This window comes from Pseudomonas sp. WPR_5_2 (assembly GCF_003634475.1).
Taxonomy (GTDB): domain Bacteria; phylum Pseudomonadota; class Gammaproteobacteria; order Pseudomonadales; family Pseudomonadaceae; genus Aquipseudomonas; species Aquipseudomonas izuensis.
This window is the reverse complement of the sequence record NZ_RBLA01000001.1, coordinates 526,222-545,725: the sequence shown is the minus strand read 5'-3', so window position 1 is coordinate 545,725 and position 19,504 is coordinate 526,222. Positions and strand designations below refer to the sequence as shown.

Sequence of the window (19,504 nt, the reverse complement as noted above, 5' to 3'; positions counted from 1 at the left end):
AGCAGTCGAGGTATCAAGCGCAGAACCATAGGCGATCCGCTTTTTTGAAAAATGATGAGAATATCGTGAGATATCGAGTATTACCCGGCCCAGTCCATCAGTTTCCAAGAACACCCTTGACCTTATCCCGCAACTGATCGATGGAAAACGGCTTGCCAATCACATGCATGCCTTCAGGCACTTCAATGCTTTCGGCATAACCACTGGCAAACAGGACCGGCAGCGCGGGGCGCAGCGTGCGCGCTTCATTGGCCAGTTCGCGCCCGTCCATGATCGGCAGGCCGACATCGGTCATCATCAGGTCAATGTGCTGGTTCAGGTTCTTGAGGATTTCCAGCGCCTGTTCGCAGCCATCGGCCTCGAGCACCTTGAATTCCAGTTCCTCCAGCACATCGACTATCAACATGCGCACGATGGAATCGTCTTCGACGACCAGGATGATGGAGGCATTGGCGGACATAGTGGGCGTCTCGATAGGGTGGGCGATTGCCGGTCGAATGAATCGCCGGCTCTATTGCATGAGTAAGTGGAGGATCCCGACAAGTTCCCGACGCGCTATAAAAAGAGTAACGCCAAGGATAACCGCTCCTGTGGCATGGGGGCAGTTGAGTGCAGGACTTTGTGCGAAAGCGCATGAGAAAAATGGATGGGTTCGCCGGTTTTGGGGCAAACTCCTTGGATTTCACCCGTTCAACAAGGCTTGACTATGACCTCAGTGTCTTCGGTTGATGAGCAACGATTTCGTAAACTCCTGAGCCGCAACATCAGCCTGCCGCTGGGGGTCGGCGCCATCAGCGCGGTCTTTTTCGTGTCGCTGATTACTTATCTGTTGTCGACAATCCAATGGGTCGAGCACACGGACCGGGTGATCAATAACGCCAATGAGGCGGTCAAGTTGACGGTCGACCTGGAAACCGGGATGCGCGGTTTCCTGCTAAGCGGCGACGAAAAGTTTCTCGAACCCTATGAAACGGCCAAGCCGCGAATCGAGGTGGTGCTCAATTCCTTGCTGGAATTGACCGCCGACAATCCGGTGCAAACCGACCGCCTGCACCGTCTGCAAGGCTTGCAGGGGGAATGGGCCACTTACGCGCAAACCATGATCGATTTGCAGCGCAGCAGCGGCGACTATCGCAGTGTGGTCCGGGCCGGAAAGGGCAAGCGCCTGACCGATGAGATCCGCAAGCAGTTCGAAGACGTGATCGACATGGAGCAACAGCTGCGCGCGGCGCGCAACGAGGAAGTGCGACGCACCACGATCTGGAGCATTGCCCTTTATCTGTTGTTCATCGCCGCGATTAGCGGCTTGCTGGCTTATATCGGTCGACGCGATCTGGTCAATCTTTCCGAGCAGTATGGTGTCAACCTTGCCAGGCAACAGGCCAGCGCCGAGCGGCTGGAGCGCCAGGCCTGGCTGCGCAACGGCCAGACCGAACTCGCTGAACAAGTGCTGGGGCAACTGACCCTGAACGTGTTGGGGCGTAACATATTGCAATTTTGCGCCCAGTACCTGGGAAGCGCCGTGGCGGCGATTTATGTCCGCGAGGATCACGGAGGCCTGCGGCGCATAGCGTCTTACGGATTGTCCCGTGAACAGGAAGCCCTCGAACAACAGATCTATAGCGAAGAAGGCATCGTTGGCCAGGTCGCGCAGCAGGCACGGTTGATTCGCCTGGATAATGTGCCAAGCGACTACCTGAAAGTCAGTTCCGGCCTCGGCGAAGGCCTGCCGCGCAGCGTGCTGGTGGTGCCGACCTGCGATGATGAGCGGGTCAATGGTGTCATCGAGTTGGGCTTCCTGCGTCCACTGGAAGATCGCGATATCGAATTGCTCGAACTGATTGCCGGTAATATCGGCACCTCCATCGAAGCCGCGCGCTATCGCCAGCGCTTGCAGGAAGTGCTGGCCAAAACCCAACAGCTCAACGAAGAACTCCAGGTTCAGCAGGAGGAGCTCAAGACCGCCAATGAAGAACTCGAGGAGCAGTCGCGGATTCTCAAGGAATCCCAGGCGCACCTGGAGACCCAGCAGGTCGAGCTGGAGCAGACCAACGAGCAACTGGCTGAGCAGGCCGAGATTTTGGCCGAACAACGTGATGCCATGGACCTGAAGAACACCGAACTGAATCAGGCCCAGGTCCAGCTGGAAGAACGGGCCGCAGAGTTGCAGCGCTCGAGCCGATACAAGTCCGAATTCCTCGCCAACATGTCCCACGAGCTGCGCACGCCGTTGAACAGTTCGCTGATCCTGGCCAAGTTGCTCGCGGAAAACCCGCAGGACAACCTCAGCGCCGAACAGGTCAAGTTCGCCGAGTCGATCTACTCCGCCGGCAACGACTTGCTCAACCTGATCAACGACATCCTTGATATTTCCAAGGTCGAGGCCGGCAAGCTGGAAATCCACCCGGAAAACACCAGCGTGGCGCGTCTGGTGGATGGGCTGCGCGGGATGTTCGAGCCGCTGGCGGCGGACAAGCAACTGCAGCTCGATGTCGAGTTGCAGGACGGTGTGCCGACCCTGATGTTCACCGACCGCCAGCGCCTGGAGCAGGTGATCAAGAACCTGTTGTCCAACGCGGTGAAATTCACCGAAAGGGGCCGGATCAGTTTGAGCGTCGCTACGGCGCCGAACGACGCCATCGCCTTTATCGTCCGCGATTCCGGGATCGGCATTGCGCAGGATCAGCAGCAAAGCATTTTCGAAGCGTTCCGCCAGGCGGACGGCACCACCAATCGCCGTTATGGCGGCACCGGGCTGGGCCTGTCGATTTCCCGCGACCTGGCGGCGCTGCTCGGCGGCTCTATCAGCGTGACCAGTTCTCCGGGGCAGGGCAGCGCCTTCACCCTGATCCTGCCCCGGCAATACGTTGGGCCGCGGCAGACGACCGTTGAGCCGATGCGTGACCTGCCGGTGACATCGGTATCCAGTGTCGCTGAAAGTTCATTGAAGCCATTGATTGCCGAAGTCGATATTCCGCGCTTCAACGATGACCGCGACAAGGCTCCGTTCACTACCCGCTGCATCCTCGTGGTGGAAGACGAACCGAACTTTGCGCATATCCTTTTCGACCTGGCCCATGAGTTGGGTTATCGCTGCCTGGTGGCCCATGGTGCCGACGAAGGTTACGACCTGGCCCGTCAATTCATTCCCGATGCGATCCTGCTGGACATGCGCTTGCCGGATCATTCCGGGTTGACCGTGCTGCAACGCCTGAAGGAACACGCCGAGACCCGGCACATTCCAGTGCATGTGATTTCAGTCGAAGACCGGGTGGAAGCCGCCATGCACATGGGCGCCGTTGGCTACGCGGTAAAACCGACCACCCGTGACGAGCTCAAGGAGGTGTTTTCGCGCCTGGAAGCCAAGTTGACCCAGAAGGTCAAGCGCGTGTTGCTGGTGGAAGACGATGATTTGCAGCGCGACAGCATTTCCCGGTTGATCGGCGACGATGACATCGAAATCACCGCGGTCGGTTTCGCCCAGGAAGCGCTCGACCTGCTGCGTACGACGATATTCGACTGCATGATCATCGACCTCAAGCTGCCGGACATGCTGGGTGGCGACTTGCTCAAGCGCATGTCTACCGAGGAAATCTGCTCGTTCCCTCCGGTCATCGTCTATACCGGGCGCAACCTGACCCGGGACGAAGAGGCCGAACTGCGCAAATATTCCCGCTCGATCATCATCAAGGGCGCGCGCTCGCCTGAACGCTTGCTGGATGAGGTGACACTCTTTCTGCACAAAGTCGAATCCCGGTTGTCCCATGACCGGCAGAAGATGCTCAAGACCGCCCGCAGCCGCGACAAGGTGTTCGAGGGGCGCAAGGTGCTGCTGGTGGACGATGACGTACGCAACATCTTCGCCCTCACCAGTGCGCTGGAGCAAAAGGGGGCAGTGGTGGTCATCGGCCGAAACGGTCGTGAAGCGATCGAGCGATTGAATGAAGTCGAAGACATCGATCTGGTGTTGATGGACGTGATGATGCCGGAGATGGACGGTTTCGAAGCCACTGTTGAGATACGCAAGGACCCGCGCTGGCGCAAGCTGCCGATCATTGCGGTGACGGCCAAGGCCATGAAGGATGATCAGGAACGCTGCCTGCAAGCGGGCGCCAATGATTACCTGGCCAAGCCCATCGACCTGGATCGCCTGTTTTCGCTGATTCGAGTGTGGTTGCCGAAAATGGAACGCATTTAAGTGGAGAGAAATACCGAGATTGAACTGCGTTTGCTGATCGAGGCGATTTACCTCAAGTACAGCTACGACTTTCGCGATTATTCCGGCGCCTCAATCAAGCGTCGGGTCATTCACGCGTTGAGCCAGTTCGAGTGCGGCACCATTTCGGCGCTTCAGGAAAAAGTCCTGCATGACCCGGCCGCGTTCATGCAACTGCTGCAGTTGCTGACGATTCCGGTCAGCGAAATGTTCCGCGACCCTTCGCACTTCCTGGCGATCCGTAGGGAAGTGGTGCCGCTGCTCAAAACCTACCCGTCGATCAAGATCTGGATCGCCGGTTGCAGCACGGGCGAAGAGGTCTATTCGATGGCGATTTTACTGCGCGAAGAAGGCCTGCTTGATCGCACCATCATCTATGCCACCGACATCAATCCGCGCTCGCTGGAAAAAGCCAAGCAAGGGATTTTCTCCATGGAGAATGTCCGCGCCTACACTTCTAACTATCAGCAGGCCGGTGGTCAGCGCTCGTTCGCCGACTACTACACGGCGGCGTACGGTTACGCGATTTTCGACAAGTCGCTGTGCGAGAACGTGACCTTTGCCGATCACAGCCTGGCGACTGACAGTGTTTTTTCAGAAACACAGTTAATTTCATGTCGTAATGTACTGATTTACTTTAATAAAAGCCTCCAGGATCGGGCGTTCGGATTGTTTCATGAGTCGCTTTGCCACCGAGGGGTCCTGGTGCTGGGCAGCAAGGAAACTCCGGATTTTTCCGCCTTCGGCAAGCAATTCGAGCCGCTGGTGAAACAAGAACGGATCTACCGCAAATCATGAACAGCGCAACGGGTTTGCCTTCGATAGAAGCGATCGTGATCGGCGCGTCGGCCGGCGGGGTGGAGGCATTGCTGAATATTCTCAGCCCTCTGCGAAAGGGTTTCGTATTGCCAATCATCGTGGTGCTGCATTTGCCGGACGAACGCCGCAGCCAGCTTGCGGAGGTATTCGCCCGTCGGGTTTGCCTGCCGGTTCTGGAAGCCGGCGACAAAACCCCGGTCGAAGCCGGGACGTTATATTTCGCCACCCCGGGTTATCACTTGTCGGTGGAGCACGACCGCAGTTTTTCCCTGAGCCTGGAAGACCGCGTGCATCATTCGCGGCCTGCCATCGACTACCTGTTCGAATCGGCCGCCGACGCCTATGGTCCGACCCTCGCCGCCGTGTTGCTGACCGGTGCCAACCGCGATGGTGCGCGCGGCCTGGCCCATGTCAAAGAACGTGGTGGCTTGACCATTGTGCAGGATCCGGACGAGGCCCAGGTCGCGACCATGCCCAAGGCTGCGCTGGACTTTCATCACCCGGACCACATACTCCCTGTCCGCGGCATCGGCCGTCTGCTTGTCGAGCTGGAACGAATCGCATGCTAAGTAATATCCAGGCCAAACTGCTGATCGTCGACGATCTGCCGGAGAATCTGTTGGCACTCGAAGCGCTGATCAAGCGCGAAGACCGTACCGTGTACAAGGCGCAATCGGCCGATGAAGCCTTGTCGCTGTTGCTGCAGCACGAATTCGCCATGGCCATTCTCGATGTGCAGATGCCTGGCATGAACGGCTTCGAACTGGCTGAGTTGATGCGTGGCACGGAAAAGACCAAAAACATCCCGATTGTTTTCGTCAGCGCCGCTGGCCGCGAGCTGAACTATGCGTTCAAGGGCTATGAAAGTGGTGCCGTGGACTTCCTGCACAAGCCGCTGGATATCCAGGCGGTCAAGAGCAAGGTCAATGTATTTGTCGAGTTGTATCGCCAGAGCAAGGCCATGAAACAACAGGTCGAAGCGCTGGAGCAGAGCCGCCGCGAGCAGGAGGCGTTGCTGGCGCAGTTGCAGAGCACACAGCGGGAACTGGAGCAGGCGGTGCGGATGCGCGATGACTTCATGTCCATCGTCGCCCATGAAGTGCGCACGCCGCTCAATGGCCTGATCCTCGAGACCCAATTGCGCAAGATGCACCTGGCCCGGGATAACGCCTCCGCGTTTACCCTCGACAAGATGCACGCCATGGTCGACCGCGACGAACGTCAGATCAAAAGCCTGATCCGCCTGATCGAAGACATGCTCGATGTCTCGCGCATCCGCACCGGCAAGTTGTCGATCCGGCCGACCTGCTTCGATCTGTCGGCGCTGGTTCGCGGTGTGCTACAGAATTTCTCTCAGCAGATCGAGGCCGCCGAGGCTTCCGTGACCCTCGACGCCGAGCAACCGGTGATCGGCAGTTGGGACGAATTCCGCATTGAACAGGTGATTTCCAACCTGCTGACCAACGCCCTGCGTTACGGCGCCAAGAGCCCGATCACCGTGAAGGTGTACAGTGACAACGGTGAGGCACGGGTGGAAGTCCGTGATTTCGGGATCGGCATCAGTGAAGAAAACCAGCAGCGGATTTTCCAGCAGTTCGAACGGGTATCGGCCAAGCAAGCTGTCGCTGGACTGGGCCTGGGATTGTTTATTTCCGAACAGATTGTCACCGCCCATGGCGGTACCATTACCGTCGAAAGCCGGATTGGCGAAGGCGCCCTGTTTCGCGTTTGTCTGCCGCTGTAGGAAAACAGCCGGATTGACGCAACCTCTGGTCGACCCCACGGTCGTATCAGACGCTATTGACCGAACAAAGGCTTCCCATGAGTGAAGATGCACAAGATGTCGTATTGATCGTCGAAGATGACCCCTCGATCCTGATGGTGCTGTCGGCCTATCTGTCGGGGGAGGGCTACCGGGTATTGCAGGCGGAAAATGGTGAACAGGCGTTCGAGATCCTCGCCAGCAAGCCGCACCTGGACATGATGATCACCGACTTCCGCCTGCCGGGTGGTATCTCCGGTGTGCAGATCGCCGAACCCGCGGTGAAGCTGCGACCGGAGCTCAAGGTGATTTTCATCAGCGGCTATCCGCAGGAAATCCGCGAGACCGACAGCCCGATCACCCGCACCGCGCCGATCCTGGCCAAGCCGTTCGATCTGGATGTGCTGCAGGAAATCATGCAGGACATGTTGTCGTAACGACCGCGAGTCAAGCAAAGAACCTCGTGGGAGCGAGCCTGCTCGCGATGATCCCGAGTGCACCGCGTATATCCAACAGTGCGCGTCATCGTTGGCGTCCATCGCGAGCAGGCTCGCTCCCACAATTGACCGCATTTCCCTGTAGGAGCATCAAGCCCGGATCATCTCCCGCACCTTGGCCGTCAACAGGTCGAAGGTGAACGGCTTGGTGATCATCTGCATGCCTGAATCGAGGAATCCACCACGCACGGCCGCGTGTTCGGCGTAGCCGGTAATGAACAACACCTTGAGATCAGGCCGGTGTTGCCGGCCTATTTCTGCCAGTTGCCGGCCATTCATCCCGGGCAGCCCGACGTCGCTGATCATCAGATCGATCCGTTGCCCCGAATCGAGGATCGGCATCGCGCTGTCCGCATCGCCAGCCTCGACAAAGGCATAGCCCAGTTCGCCCAGCACCGTACTGACCAAAATCCGTACGGCAGGATCATCTTCGACGATCAGGACCGTTTCACCATGACGGGCAATCAGCGGATGCGCGCTTTCAAGTGGATGGTCCTGCGGCACTTCGCCCGCGAAACGTGGCAGGTACAGGCTCACCGTGGTGCCTTCGCCCACTTCACTTTGAATGGCGACGTGACCGCGCGATTGTTTGCTGAAGCCATAGATCATCGACAAGCCCAACCCCGTGCCCTGGCCGATGGGCTTGGTGGTGAAGAACGGGTCGAAAGCGCGGTTGATGGTGCTTTGCGGCATGCCACAGCCATTGTCGGTGACGCTGAGCACCACGTAATCACCCGGATCGAGATTGCTGTGGGGTTGGGTGAAGTCCGCGTCCAGATGCCGGTTCGAGGTCTTCACCACCAGGTTGCCGCCATCGGGCATGGCGTCACGGGCATTGATCACCAGGTTGAGCAGGGCGCTTTCCAGTTGATTGGGGTCGGCTTCGGCGACCCATAGCTGGTCGCTCAGTTGCATGTCCAGGAGAATGCTTTCATTGATGCTGCGTTGCAGCAGTTCGCCCATGGACACCACCAGGGTGTTCATCTCTACGGGTTTGGAATCCAGCGACTGCCGACGGGAAAATGCCAACAAGCGGTGAGTCAGGCCCGCTGCGCGATTGGCGGACGTCACGCCAAGGTCGATCAGGCTGTCCAGATCCTCGATGCGTCCCCGAGCCAGACGCCGGCGCAGTAGCTCCAGGCTGCCGATGATGCCGGTCAGCATGTTGTTGAAGTCGTGGGCGATGCCGCCGGTGAGTTGTCCGACCGCTTCCATTTTCTGCGACTGGCGCAGCACTTCTTCATTATGGCGCAACTGTGCAGTGCGCTCTTCCACCTGCTGCTCCAGGGTTTCCAGGGTGTTTTGCAGGCGCAGCTCGCTTTGGCTCAAATCGATCAGCCGGTCCCTGGCTTCGTACTGTCGTCGGCGTCCGCGCAGGGCGGTGGTCACCAGGCTGATCAAGGTGACTGGATGAAAGGGGCGCTCGAGGAATGTGACATTGCCCAGTTGCGGACCGAAACGTGAAGCCGGGTTCTGTTCCGGACCGCCATGGTGAGTCAACAATACAATCGGCAGGTCGGACCAGGCCGGCTGCTGTTCGATGAGCCTGAGCAGCGGCTCAAGATCCTGGCCCAGCAAGGCTTCGGAGGACACCAGCAACAAGCCTGCACCTTGCTCCAGCTCGCTGCAGAGCCCGCGCAGATCCCGGCTGATGATTCCGTCGAAACCCGCCTCATTGAGCATCATCAGCGCAATCTGGCTGTCGCGACCCAGCGGCGCGAGAATGATCGCGCGCTCGGACGTCGCTTGCTGAAGCATCACGGGTGTTCATCCCCGAGCAATGGCATGCTCGCGCCGTGATAGGTCGGTACCCCGCGCAGTACACCCTGGAAGGCTTCCAGCGGTTCACCGATGGTCATGCCTTGTGAGCTGATCCGGTATTCACGGATGGTCGACTCATGGCTGCCGGTACGCTTCTTGATGATTGAAATGGCCCGGCGGACCTTGCCCAGCGCTTCGAAGTAGCGCAGCAGAATGACCGTATCGGCCAAATAGGTAATGTCCACCGGGGCTTGCATGTCACCGACCAGGCCGTGTTGGGCAACGGTCATGAAGGTCGCGGCGCCTTTGCGGTTGAGGTACAGCAGCAACTCGTGCATGTGCAGCACCAGCGCATTTTCTTCCGGCATCGCGGCCTGATAGCCATTGATGCTGTCGATCACCACCGTCTTGATGTCGCGCTCGTCGACGCAACGACGTACCCGATGGGAAAACTCGCCGGGGGACAATTCGGCGGCGTCCACTTGTTCGATCAGCAGGTTGCCGGTCTCTTGCAGCGCCTGCAGGTCGATGCCTATGTTGTTCATGCGCTCGAACAACAAGCCCAGCTCTTCATCGAAAATGAACAGCGCAGCTTTTTCGCCCCGGGCCACCGCCGCCGCGGCGAAGACCATCGAAATCAGGGATTTGCCGGTCCCGGCCGGGCCGAGAATCAAGGTACTGGACCCGGTCTCGATGCCGCCACCGAGCAGGGCGTCCATTTCCCGGATGCCGCTGGTCAACTGCTGTCGCAGGTAGCTACCGCGGTGTTCGGCCGCCACCAGGCGTGGGAACACGTGCACGCCATCCCCCATGATGGTGAAGTCATGAAAGCCGCCCCGGTACTTCTGGCCGCGGTACTTCACCACACGGATACGCCGTCGCTCGGCGCCGTAGTTGGGGGTCAGTTCCTCCAGGCGAATCACCCCGTGAGCCACGCTGTGCACGGTTTTATCGAGGGATTCGGTGGTCAGGTCGTCCAGCAGCAGAACCGTGGCGTCATAACGCACGAAGTAGTGCTTGATCGCGAGGATCTGCCGGCGATAGCGCAGGGAGCTCTGCGCCAGCAAGCGGATCTCGGACAGGCTGTCCAGGACCACGCGGGTCGGCTTGACCCGTTCGACCACATCGAAGATCTGTTTGGTGGCTTCGCCCAACTCGAGGTCGGATGAATACAGCAGTGTCTGTTGGTGCTCGGCGTTGAGCAGGCTTTCCGGCGGCGTCAGTTCGAAAATGGAAACGTTATGGTCCAGTTCCCAACCATGGGACCGGGCGCCCTGACGCAGTTCGCGCTCGGTTTCGGACAGGGTGATGTACAACGAGCGTTCGCCGGCCCGGGCGCCGGCCAACAGAAAATGCAAGGCGACGGTGGTCTTGCCGGTTCCGGGTTCACCTTCCAGCAGGAACACGTGGCCACGGGACAGTCCACCATCGAGGATGTCATCCAGACCTTCGATCCCGGTGGCGGCTTTTACGCTGATCAATTCGTTGGCTGTAGACAAGAAATGCCCTCTCATGACTAGGGGAAACGAGGCCGCAGGCGCTAGTTGCCTGAACGTGCTGCCTCTTCACTTGACCCTGGGCCGCGATGAGCGTTCAACCTTTGTTACATGTAACTTTGTAGGAGCTGGCTTGCCAGCGAATGCGGCGTGTCAGGTGCCATTCAGGTGTTTGATACACCGCCATCGCCAGCAAGCCGGCTCCTACAGCCCCTGCTGAAGGGCCGGATCGTCAGGATTCAGTTGTTCCAGTTGCGCCAGCAGAATCTGCACGTTTTGCAGCTGTCCGCTTTCTTTCCAGTAATTGATCAACAAGACCCGGGCCTTGCGATCATTGGGGTGGCGCTGGACGATTTCCTGCAATTGCTTTTGCGCGGCCTCCAGCTCCTGCTCACCGTGCAGTGTAGTCGCCAGGTCATAGCGGTAATCCTTGTTGTCCGGTTCAAGCTCAACGGCCTTGGACAGGCCAAGCAGGGCGAACTCGCTTTGACCGTGATGCAGCAACCACAGCCCCAGAGCGTGTTGCAAGTAAGCGGAATCGGGCTGTGCCTTCAGCTGTCTGGCCAACAACTCCTGGGCTGCTTCGCTTTGACCCTGCCGGTCCAGCACCTCGATTTGCATCACCAGCGCCGGCAGATTGTCGGGCGCCAGTTGCAAGGTCTGTTCAAGTTCCTGTTGTGCCTCTTTCAGTTCGGCATTGTGCAAATGCAGGCGGGCCAATTGATAGTGGTTGTCAGCGCTTTGCGGGGCGTTTTTGAGCACTTGTTGCCAGGCATCGATGGCCTGTTCCAGTGGCCCGAAATACAAACCGAGCTCATCCGGCGACAGGCCCAGCAACGCATTGACGGCAGCCAGTCGCACGCTTTGATCGCTGTCATCGAGCAACGGCCCGAGCAACAGACTGCGCTGGGCGCTGGACACCAACCCGCTGATGCTTTTGATCGCCGCGATGCGCACCTCAGGCGCCTCATGTTGCAAGTCCGCATCCGCCAGTTTCAGGGCAACGGAGCTGGGGTAGTTGGGCAGTTCGGCGTGCAGCCAGACGCGACGCTTTGGCGAAATGTCCGGGCGGGCCAATTGCTGGTAAAGCACCCGTGCAGCGCCGGGTTGGCCGTTACGGGCCTGAGTCAGCGCTTCGCTGTAACCACGCTTGATCGCCTCAGGCACCACGGGCGCCGTGCTGCGCATGAAAAACCACGCAATGCCAACGACAAACAGGGCGCTGAGGCTGATGAGCAGGTAACGGCGGGACTTGGGCATGCAGGATCCGGGGGCTGGCAAGTTTTGCAGAGCTGCAAGCTTCGGTCAGGTGGGGCCGTGAGTCAAACCTTGAGCTGTTTATGAAAGAGGGGTTACTGGCGTTTAAATAAGCTTGACCGTTTAATCAGGACGGAAATCAAAAGTAATGTCCCCCGCCTTCAATGTGTCCTGTTCGACTGGCGCACAGACGACATCGCAGTTTCATGTCGAACCACAATCGCAAAGCTCCCTCTCCAGGGACATATTGACGACCAGCAATAGCATTCAACACCTGCGATTGTCGGAAAGCGTGGCGCCAACCCGGACAGGGCTGGATTTTGACGTTTCCCCACCGGTTCTGGACTGCTCTAGAAATGCGTTAAAGCCAGAATTTGAAAATCAGGCGGAGCTGGATCAGCAATGGGGAGCGCTCAAGGAGTACTTAACGAGTGCGATGCTCTCTGAGCAGGAAATACTCGATGTATTCAGCAGTGGCATTCTCCAAAAGGAAACAGGCAAGGTCCTGCGCGAACGACTGAAAGGTGCTATGGAGCGCTCGATCCGGTCGCATGGGGCGCTTGGTAAAGCAAAAGTAAAAGAGATTCTGGATGCACTTTGCGATTTGCCGCCCAGTCAATGGCAAGCAGCGCTGGGAGAAAATGTAAAGTTTGAAAGCGCCCAAAACGCTGCGGGCCTGATGAATTTCATCCAGACCAGGCTGGAGTTTTCAGGGATTGAGTTGGACAAAAAAATTGCACAAAAGCAGTTGGTCTCCGACTCTCAGTGGGACGCCATCAAAGATTTGACCCGGGACGCCAAGCAATATGTACGTTCCTGGGATTTCGGCGTTCGCGATGCATGGGACATGCTCAAGGAAGACTGTGAACGGCGTCCCTCACCCAAGGAGGCACAAGCGCACCTGACCAGGTTAGTCACTGAACTGCGGGAAAGCGGTGAGCGAAAGCGTTGGAACGATAAATTTATCGAAAAGGTTCAGGCTGTCTGCGATCAGCTCGATCCCGGGTATCGGAGAGCGTCGTCCGAGCCAGCGAGAGAACGACCGGTAGAACTCATTTCACTGAGATTTTTCAATCCCCCGACGCCACACAGTTCTGCACCGACGTTGCTGGAGCGTATTGAATCCTTTGAGCGGCACGCAAACTTTTATTCGCACATCAATACAGCAGGAACGCACAAACCGGAAACCTTGCTTGGCAAAGTTTTGCTCGCCTGCAATGTAATGGATACGTTTGGAGTCTTGAGGTTAGACAGTCGCCATATTTCAACCAGCAGGCCCGTTCCAGAGCCAAGCAGCAGGGCCTGGAAAAATGGTTCGGCCGATTTTACCGAATCGCCGTTCGAGCCGGCTGCAGGGCAGCCGCAACCTTCCACCTGCACTGAGCCTTTGACCACGCTCACACAGGCCATTGCAAAAGCGGATGAATGGTTAACACGCAATTTGGTGCCATGGAACAGTGTGGGTGCTGTACCGGAGAATGTAGAGATCAAGATCGAGGAGTTACTGGAACCGGTTTACAAAGCTACAACAGCAATATTGAACGACCAGCCGTCTGCTGTGGTGGTTGTCAGGGAGCAGGTAAACGGATTACTTGAGCGGATGGCCGCCAATCTGGTCAGCAACGGCGCGGCTGTCTTGAGCAGTGCGGGTGCCTTGCTTGAGCGTAATCCAGGTCGTACCACGGGTGCTTTCGCGGCTTATGTAGCGGTCAGCAACTTTTATGCCTATTGGTTTGCCCCTGAAGCGTCCCCCATCATCGTGCCCGCCGAACAAAGTTCCGATTGGTACGGCGTTTCCGATCCGGCAACGGATATCAGAGAAAACATCCTGGATGATTTGGCCTTTATGTTCGAGGAGTTCCCCGAACTCGCGTTGGCACTCGAGGAGCGGGTTGAGCAATCCATCTACGTTGAGCCTCATCTCGACCTTCAACTTCTAGAGGATATCGACATATTGCTCCGGCAGCCTTCTGTCGCTGATTCCAGTGTCAGTTATCTTGAACTCATAGAAGAAATTATTCGGTTATCAGTAGTCGATGAGGACGATGAAGTCGAGGATTTCCTGTCTGCCGGAGCACAGCCCGCACCGTTGCCCGTGTCCCGACCGTTGATACGTAAAGTACGCAGCGTGACCAGCGAGGTGCCCGACAATCCTGTGGCGACGAATTCAGTACGGGGTTCGCATTGGGTTATTGAACGTGCGCGTGAGAACAAAATGCAACCCAAGGCGGCTGATGGGGCAGCGCGGGAAATCGCCCCCGGAATCACTATCGATGTAGCCAGGGACAAGGTCGTTGACGCTTTGAAAAGTGCAGAGGCCATCGTTGACCCTCTGGCATTTTTACAAAACAGCGTGGACACAATCATCAGCGAATCCAGCTTGCCCGATGACTGGAAGCGAACCCTGAATTCCACTTCGACCGTTGACGTCAGGTTCAAGGAAATCACCTTGCCAGATAAATTCGGCTACGCGAGTCCACGTCATGAGAGGGTCATGACATTCACGCTTGCGGAACTCTGTGCCGATTATCACTTGCGGGTAAAGGCCAGCAATGAAGAAATGACCATCCAATGGCCGGCATTTTTTCCGGAAGCACTCAAGAACACGATTCTGAATGCCGATTTGCAAGCAGCGTACAAGGACAGTGTCAAGTCAACACTCGAACGTCCCCGATGTAAAAGAGTTGTGGAAACTCGCCAAGGAATACGAATTAAACACCACGCTGGAGTCCCATGAAAACTCCGGCACTGCTTCGCCGGAGGGCATAAACCTCGTCAATAAATTCCGGGCGGGGAAAATACGACCGCAGAGTATCTATTTAAACAACCCTCGAGAAAATACACCTGCCAAAGTCAGTAATGCTGTGTATTTGGGCGATCCCGACGGTTTCGGGTTGTTTGTGTTCCTTGGTGGCGACACTGCCGTTTTCGAGTTGCCCGCCGTGGGTACGCAAAGGCAAGACGTCATCGAAAGCAATGAGCAACTCCAAGGGAAGCTGCTCGATCGTATTCCTCTCTATGAAAAATTGTCACGCGTAGATAGTGATTTCAAGTTTGGCAAGCCTGAGTTTTCCATATTCAATTTCTATCCGCGTTATGCGCCGGTTCTGTTCGATACGACCGATGATGCAATGGGCGAGCTATACAAAAGGCAGTTGGTCCAAGTGTTATCGGATATCGATACCCTGGTTTCAACCGACGAGGAACGCTTTACGGATGGGTTGGTCGCTGCTATCGGAAAGCTGATGACCGCAATGTCGATCGTAACGATAGTTCCGGGGGCCACGGTTCTTGCAACAAAGGGGGCGCGTATGGCGGCCTCTTTTCTGTTCGGCGCGAGCGCATCGTCGACGGAGTTGATACGAGGTGAAATGTCCGATGATCCAAAAGCTGCTGCAGGTTTCCGAGCCAATGCCTATCGCGGTTTTATCATGGAGTGCGCAGGTCCGTTGGCGGGAAGGTTGTTGGGCCGGGTGATTGCAAAATCGGTCGCTACGCGAATCGCACGTGCAGTATTCAATCGAATTACATCCATGATTCATAAGCTGCCAAAGCCAGTTAAATGGATTGCTCCTGTTGTAAAAAATCCGCTGGCCTTGACAGCAAAATTGGAACTGAAATTCAAAAGTCACAGAACTGTAAGCCAGTTGCAAAAGCTGAATAGAGGGCCAGAGTTCGCACAGACGCTCATTAAGGACACGAAGGTGGTGTATTTTTCGGGCCCCACGGAAGGTTACGTTTATCAGGGTTTTGTCATGCGCGGCGATATGCGACCGCCCCAAGAGGTGTTCGGCCAGGGCTTCAAGTTGCGCACCCCCATAACGGATGTCAATCAGGTCAATGGAATGCGCGGAGGCTTTGGAGGCGGTAAGAACGCATTGGACATGGATGGCATGGGTATCTCCACTTCGCCTTACTACAAGCACAGTGGTGCCGGTGCTTATCAATATGGTGGTGGTCGAGGCGGATACACCTATGTCGTCGATGCCAGACAGATGAGGGGGTATCATCTGTACGCCAATGATCACTGGAAAAAGTACCCGACCTCGAAACTGGGCATGCGCCCCTATGAAGTCAATTATGGCCAGGACATCCCGGCGTCGGCGGTGATCGGCTGTTATGACAAACAGGGAAAATTCATCCCAAATCCCACGTCCCTCAAAAACAGTATTGAAGCCAGCAAGCCCGTTCAACTGGACGGCGGTATTCTCTATCGGCCTGCCAAATCATTCATTCCATCGGCTAATGCAACCACGGCATCTTTCAGGCCGTTGTAAATCATTGGCATAGGGGAGCGAAGAATAGAACGGGTTGACAGGTTTCGTTACCGGCGAAACCTGCCTTGCCTCACAACACTGACTACGCTTTCTGGATAGCCCGCCAAGAGCTTTCCCGATGCAAGCGCTGCTGCAATACTTCAAGGCCATCCTCCACCCCGGCCCCGGGGTGTTGCTGTTTGCCTTGAGAACCATCGCCGCCGGCCTGCTGACCCTGTACCTGGCCTTCCTGTTCGACCTCGATCAGCCCAAATGGTCGATCATGGCCGTGGTCATCGTCAGCCAGCCACTGGCCGGCATGGCCCTGGCCCGCAGTTTTGGCCAGGTGATCGGTACCACCCTGGGCGCAGCGGTAGCCGTGGTGATCATGGCGATCTTTCCCCAGGCGCCGGTGCCGTTCTTGATCACGCTGTCGCTGTGGCTCGCGCTGTGTACCGCTGGCGGCACCTTGTTGCGTTACACCAGTTCCCAGGCATTCGTGCTCAGCGGCTACACGGCGGTGGTGGTGGGGTTGCTGGCGGTACCGGATCAGGACGGCACCTTCCTGCTGGCGGTGACCCGGGTGACAGAAACTCTGCTGGCGGTCGCTTGCGTCTGTGTCGTCAGCCTGCTGACCGCGCGCCCGGAAGCCGTGGCCAAGGATTACTTCGCCAGGATCGATCAGGTGATCAAGCTGCTGGCGACCCATGCCAGCGCGGTGATTCGTACCGAGGAAAGCGAGGCCGACTTCCACGCTCGGCAGATGCAGTTGCTTGGACAGATCAGCGCATTGGAAGGGGTACGTCGGCATTTGTATTACGACGCGCCGCGGTTGCGCAGTGCCGACGATCTGGTGCAGCTGCTCGGCAACCAACTGTTGCTGCTGACGGCTCGGCTCACCGCCTTGCGCCACCAGCGCGAGCTGTTGCTCGAACGCTGGGAAGGCGAAATACCTGTTGAAATACAGCAATTGCTCAGCGAAGAACTGGTCTTTCTCGATGAGTTGGCCCGGCAAGGGCGCGCATTGTCCAGCGAGCAGCGGCACCAGTTTGCGGCGTTGCGACAGCGTTTCGATGCACTGGCCTACCTTTCGGAACAACTGACCGAGCCCTTCAAGGCCACCTTGCGCTCTCTGTCATGGTCATTGCGCTGGGAACAGGCGCGGATGTTGCTGCAGATGGAAACCATTTTGGACCTGAGCGATGCGATCCAGAGCGGACGCAAGGCCAGCAGCATGTTTCGCGGTCAGGCCAATCCTTTGCACCTGGACTTCACCCTGGCGGCGATGAACGCCATCCGCGCGTACTGCGCATTGATGGTGGCGGGAATGATCTGGATCGAAACCGGCTGGGACGGCGCCCGGGGCGGGATGATTGTGGCGGGAATTCTCTGCTCGCTGATGGCGACGTTTCCCCGGCCGCTGCTGGCAGCCCAGAGCTATGCCCGGGGCCTGGGGCTGGCGCTGGTGGTGTCGGCGCTGCTGCAGTTCGCGCTGGTGCCGATGATCAGCAACTTCGAGATGTTGGCGGTTCTGCTGGCGCCCTTGCTCTATGCCGTTGCGGTGGGGTTGTCGAGCCCGCCCACCACGGGCACCGGGATTGGTCTGGGGCTGTCGACGTTTTTGCTGCTTGGTCCTACCAACACCGGGATAGGACAGAACAGTGCAATCCAGTGGTTCGAATTTGCCGGCGCCTACGTCTGCGCCGCTACATTGGCGTTGAGCGTCTACGCCTTGATCTTCCCGTTCAGGCCCGTGCTGCGCATTCGCCGGCTGCACCAGGAGAACTGTGAGCAGGTCCATGCCTTGCTGAAAATGCCGGCCACCGATGAAAACCAGTTTGCCTTCGAAAGCCGCATGGTCGACCGCCTGACCACGATGCTGGGGCTGTTGCCCGCCATTGCGGACAAGCCATCGCGCGACCTGTTCGAGGTCAGCCTCGCCTGCCTCGCCCTGGGCACCGCCTTGAACCAGCTCCGGCAACAGGGGCAGAACAACGTACTACTGAGTCCGCCGACGCAAACCCGGCTGTTGGCCACCGTGCGGGATACCGGGCGCCTGGTCGCCGGTCGTCCCGATATCGATGTCGATCAGGTGCTCGACAGCCTGCACACCTTGGGTGACGAGCTGGATGCGCTGCACTCCAGTGTCCATGAACACTTATGGTCTGTGTTTCGAATGCGCGTGGCGTTGTTGATCGTGGTGTCGTTCCTGGAGCGGCACCGTCGCCACTTTGAAGCCGTCCCATCGCAAGGAGTACCGGCACTTGCCCATTGATATTGAAATAGGCGGTGTCTATCTGCCGCCGATTGCCCAGGCGCTGCTGCTGGGGTTGCCGGTTTTCATGGTGCTGGACTGGATCCTGCGGCGCCTCGGCGTGTTGCAGTTCGTCTGGCATGAAGCCTTGTTCGAAGGCGCGTTGTACGCCTGCGTGTGCGCGACGCTGATTCTGGTGATGGGAGCCTGATGCCTTGAAGAAGATCCTTGCTCAACTCACGACCCTGGCGGTGGTCGCGCTGGCTTTCGTGCTCGGCTGGTTTGCCTGGGAACACTACACCCGCGCGCCCTGGACCCGGGATGCACGGGTGCGGGCCGATGTGGTGACCTTGTCCGCCGATGTCGCGGGACGCATCGTCAACCTCGGCGTGCAGGATAACCAGCATGTGGAGAAGGGCCAGTTGCTGCTGGAAATCGATCCCTCGCGCTACACCCTGGCGGTGCAGCATGCCAGGCGTTCCGTGGGGGTGGCGAAGGCTGCGCTGGGGCAATCGGAAGCAACCATCGTCGCCAGCCAGGCGCTGCTGCGCCAGCGTCAAAGCGAGGAGCACCGCCGTCGGACCCTCAAGGAACGCTCGGCGATTTCCGGTGAAGAGTGGGAAAAGTCCAGCACCGAGGTGGCGGTGGCCCAGGCCGATCTGCTGCGCAACCAGGCCAACCTTGGCTTCGCCCAGGCTAACGTGCAACTGGCCATTGCCGCATTGGCCGAAGCCGAGCACGACCTGGAGCGCACCCGGGTCGAGTCGCCGGTCAGTGGCTACATCACCAATCTGCTGACCCGCCAGGGTGACTACGCGACCGCGGGTGGTCCGTTGGTGGCGGTGGTGGACAGTGACTCGTTTTATGTCAGCGGCTACTTCGAAGAAACCAAACTGCCGCGAATCGGGGAGGGGGATCGGGTCGACATCGAATTGATGAGCGGCGAGCGTTTCGGCGGCACCGTGCAAAGCATCGCCTTCGCCATCGCCGACCGGGAAAACCTGCCTGGCGGGCGATTGCTGGCCAACATCAACCCGAGCTACACCTGGATCAAACTGGCGCAACGGGTGCCGGTGCGGATACAGATCGATCCGGACAATGCCGGTAAAGCCAACTTGCGGGCGGGGACTACGGCTACGGTAACTGTTCGGGAAAACCACAAATCCGAAGAACAACGTTAAGGGCT

The 19,504-nt window shown here is 57.9% G+C and carries 14 protein-coding genes; 10 read left to right on the top strand and 4 right to left on the bottom strand.

Annotated features, from left to right (window positions below; genetic code table 11):
• Positions 1 to 97: 97 nt before the first annotated feature.
• Entirely contained in the window at positions 98 to 460 is a 363-nt protein-coding gene (locus tag BJ917_RS02410; RefSeq protein ID WP_121101594.1) for a response regulator, read from the bottom strand.
• 246 nt (positions 461 to 706) lie between these two features.
• Here BJ917_RS02410 and BJ917_RS02405 point away from each other — a divergent pair, with 246 nt between their 5' ends.
• The 5 genes from BJ917_RS02405 to BJ917_RS02385 all read left to right on the top strand — a co-directional run bounded on the left by BJ917_RS02405 (position 707) and on the right by BJ917_RS02385 (position 7,234).
• Positions 707 to 4,198, top strand: a complete 3,492-nt coding sequence (locus tag BJ917_RS02405; RefSeq protein ID WP_121101591.1) for a response regulator — start codon at positions 707 to 709, stop codon at positions 4,196 to 4,198.
• A complete protein-coding gene (locus BJ917_RS02400; protein ID WP_096511298.1) occupies positions 4,199 to 5,014 on the top strand; it encodes a protein-glutamate O-methyltransferase CheR in 816 nt (271 codons plus the stop codon).
• Entirely contained in the window at positions 5,011 to 5,604 is a 594-nt protein-coding gene (locus BJ917_RS02395; protein ID WP_121101588.1) for a chemotaxis protein CheB, read from the top strand. Before BJ917_RS02400 ends, BJ917_RS02395 begins: the two co-directional genes overlap by 4 nt.
• Positions 5,598 to 6,779: a hybrid sensor histidine kinase/response regulator gene (locus tag BJ917_RS02390; RefSeq protein ID WP_121101585.1), complete on the top strand. Its 1,182-nt coding sequence runs from the start codon at positions 5,598 to 5,600 to the stop codon at positions 6,777 to 6,779. Before BJ917_RS02395 ends, BJ917_RS02390 begins: the two co-directional genes overlap by 7 nt.
• 77 nt (positions 6,780 to 6,856) lie before the next feature.
• Entirely contained in the window at positions 6,857 to 7,234 is a 378-nt protein-coding gene (locus BJ917_RS02385) for a response regulator (RefSeq protein WP_095194212.1), read from the top strand.
• Positions 7,235 to 7,384: 150 nt separating this feature from the next.
• On the opposite strand, the gene BJ917_RS02380 is transcribed toward BJ917_RS02385, so the two are convergent.
• The 3 genes from BJ917_RS02380 to BJ917_RS02370 all read right to left on the bottom strand — a co-directional run bounded on the left by BJ917_RS02380 (position 7,385) and on the right by BJ917_RS02370 (position 11,811).
• Positions 7,385 to 9,052, bottom strand: coding sequence for a response regulator (locus BJ917_RS02380; protein WP_372237700.1), 1,668 nt, complete (start codon positions 9,050 to 9,052; stop codon positions 7,385 to 7,387).
• Positions 9,052 to 10,554, bottom strand: coding sequence for an ATPase domain-containing protein (locus BJ917_RS02375; protein ID WP_096511305.1), 1,503 nt, complete (start codon positions 10,552 to 10,554; stop codon positions 9,052 to 9,054). The genes BJ917_RS02380 and BJ917_RS02375 overlap by 1 nt, the downstream gene beginning before the upstream one ends.
• A gap of 201 nt (positions 10,555 to 10,755) precedes the next feature.
• Entirely contained in the window at positions 10,756 to 11,811 is a 1,056-nt protein-coding gene (locus BJ917_RS02370; RefSeq protein WP_121101579.1) for a tetratricopeptide repeat protein, read from the bottom strand.
• Between the two features lie 145 nt (positions 11,812 to 11,956).
• Here BJ917_RS02370 and BJ917_RS02365 point away from each other — a divergent pair, with 145 nt between their 5' ends.
• The 5 genes from BJ917_RS02365 (at position 11,957) to BJ917_RS02345 (ending at position 19,499) form a co-directional block, all read left to right on the top strand.
• Positions 11,957 to 14,545, top strand: a complete 2,589-nt coding sequence (locus BJ917_RS02365) for a hypothetical protein (RefSeq protein WP_121101576.1) — start codon at positions 11,957 to 11,959, stop codon at positions 14,543 to 14,545.
• The gene (locus tag BJ917_RS02360) at positions 14,493 to 16,085 is read left to right on the top strand and encodes a hypothetical protein (protein WP_147432535.1); all 1,593 of its coding nucleotides are present in this window, start codon (positions 14,493 to 14,495) and stop codon (positions 16,083 to 16,085) included. The genes BJ917_RS02365 and BJ917_RS02360 overlap by 53 nt, the downstream gene beginning before the upstream one ends.
• Before the next feature lie 118 nt (positions 16,086 to 16,203).
• On the top strand, positions 16,204 to 18,339 hold the full coding sequence (locus tag BJ917_RS02355) for an FUSC family protein (protein ID WP_121101570.1): 2,136 nt from the start codon (positions 16,204 to 16,206) through the stop codon (positions 18,337 to 18,339).
• Positions 18,329 to 18,529 carry a DUF1656 domain-containing protein gene (locus BJ917_RS02350; protein WP_096511314.1) on the top strand — a complete coding sequence of 67 codons (201 nt, stop codon included), beginning with the start codon at positions 18,329 to 18,331 and terminating at the stop codon, positions 18,527 to 18,529. Before BJ917_RS02355 ends, BJ917_RS02350 begins: the two co-directional genes overlap by 11 nt.
• A gap of 4 nt (positions 18,530 to 18,533) precedes the next feature.
• The gene (locus tag BJ917_RS02345; RefSeq protein WP_121101567.1) at positions 18,534 to 19,499 is read left to right on the top strand and encodes an HlyD family secretion protein; all 966 of its coding nucleotides are present in this window, start codon (positions 18,534 to 18,536) and stop codon (positions 19,497 to 19,499) included.
• Positions 19,500 to 19,504: the final 5 nt, after the last annotated feature.

Excerpts from the sequence above, each read along its gene's own strand:
- BJ917_RS02405 (WP_121101591.1), top strand. The coding sequence starts at position 707 with ATGACCTCAGTGTCTTCGGTTGATGAGCAACGATTTCGTAAACTCCTG.
- BJ917_RS02390 (WP_121101585.1), top strand. The coding sequence starts at position 5,598 with ATGCTAAGTAATATCCAGGCCAAACTGCTGATCGTCGACGATCTGCCG.
- BJ917_RS02355 (WP_121101570.1), top strand. The coding sequence starts at position 16,204 with ATGCAAGCGCTGCTGCAATACTTCAAGGCCATCCTCCACCCCGGCCCC.
- BJ917_RS02380 (WP_372237700.1), bottom strand. The coding sequence starts at position 9,052 with ATGCTTCAGCAAGCGACGTCCGAGCGCGCGATCATTCTCGCGCCGCTG.
- BJ917_RS02385 (WP_095194212.1), top strand. The coding sequence starts at position 6,857 with ATGAGTGAAGATGCACAAGATGTCGTATTGATCGTCGAAGATGACCCC.
- BJ917_RS02370 (WP_121101579.1), bottom strand. The coding sequence starts at position 11,811 with ATGCCCAAGTCCCGCCGTTACCTGCTCATCAGCCTCAGCGCCCTGTTT.
- BJ917_RS02410 (WP_121101594.1), bottom strand. The coding sequence starts at position 460 with ATGTCCGCCAATGCCTCCATCATCCTGGTCGTCGAAGACGATTCCATC.
- BJ917_RS02395 (WP_121101588.1), top strand. The coding sequence starts at position 5,011 with ATGAACAGCGCAACGGGTTTGCCTTCGATAGAAGCGATCGTGATCGGC.
- BJ917_RS02365 (WP_121101576.1), top strand. The coding sequence starts at position 11,957 with ATGTCCCCCGCCTTCAATGTGTCCTGTTCGACTGGCGCACAGACGACA.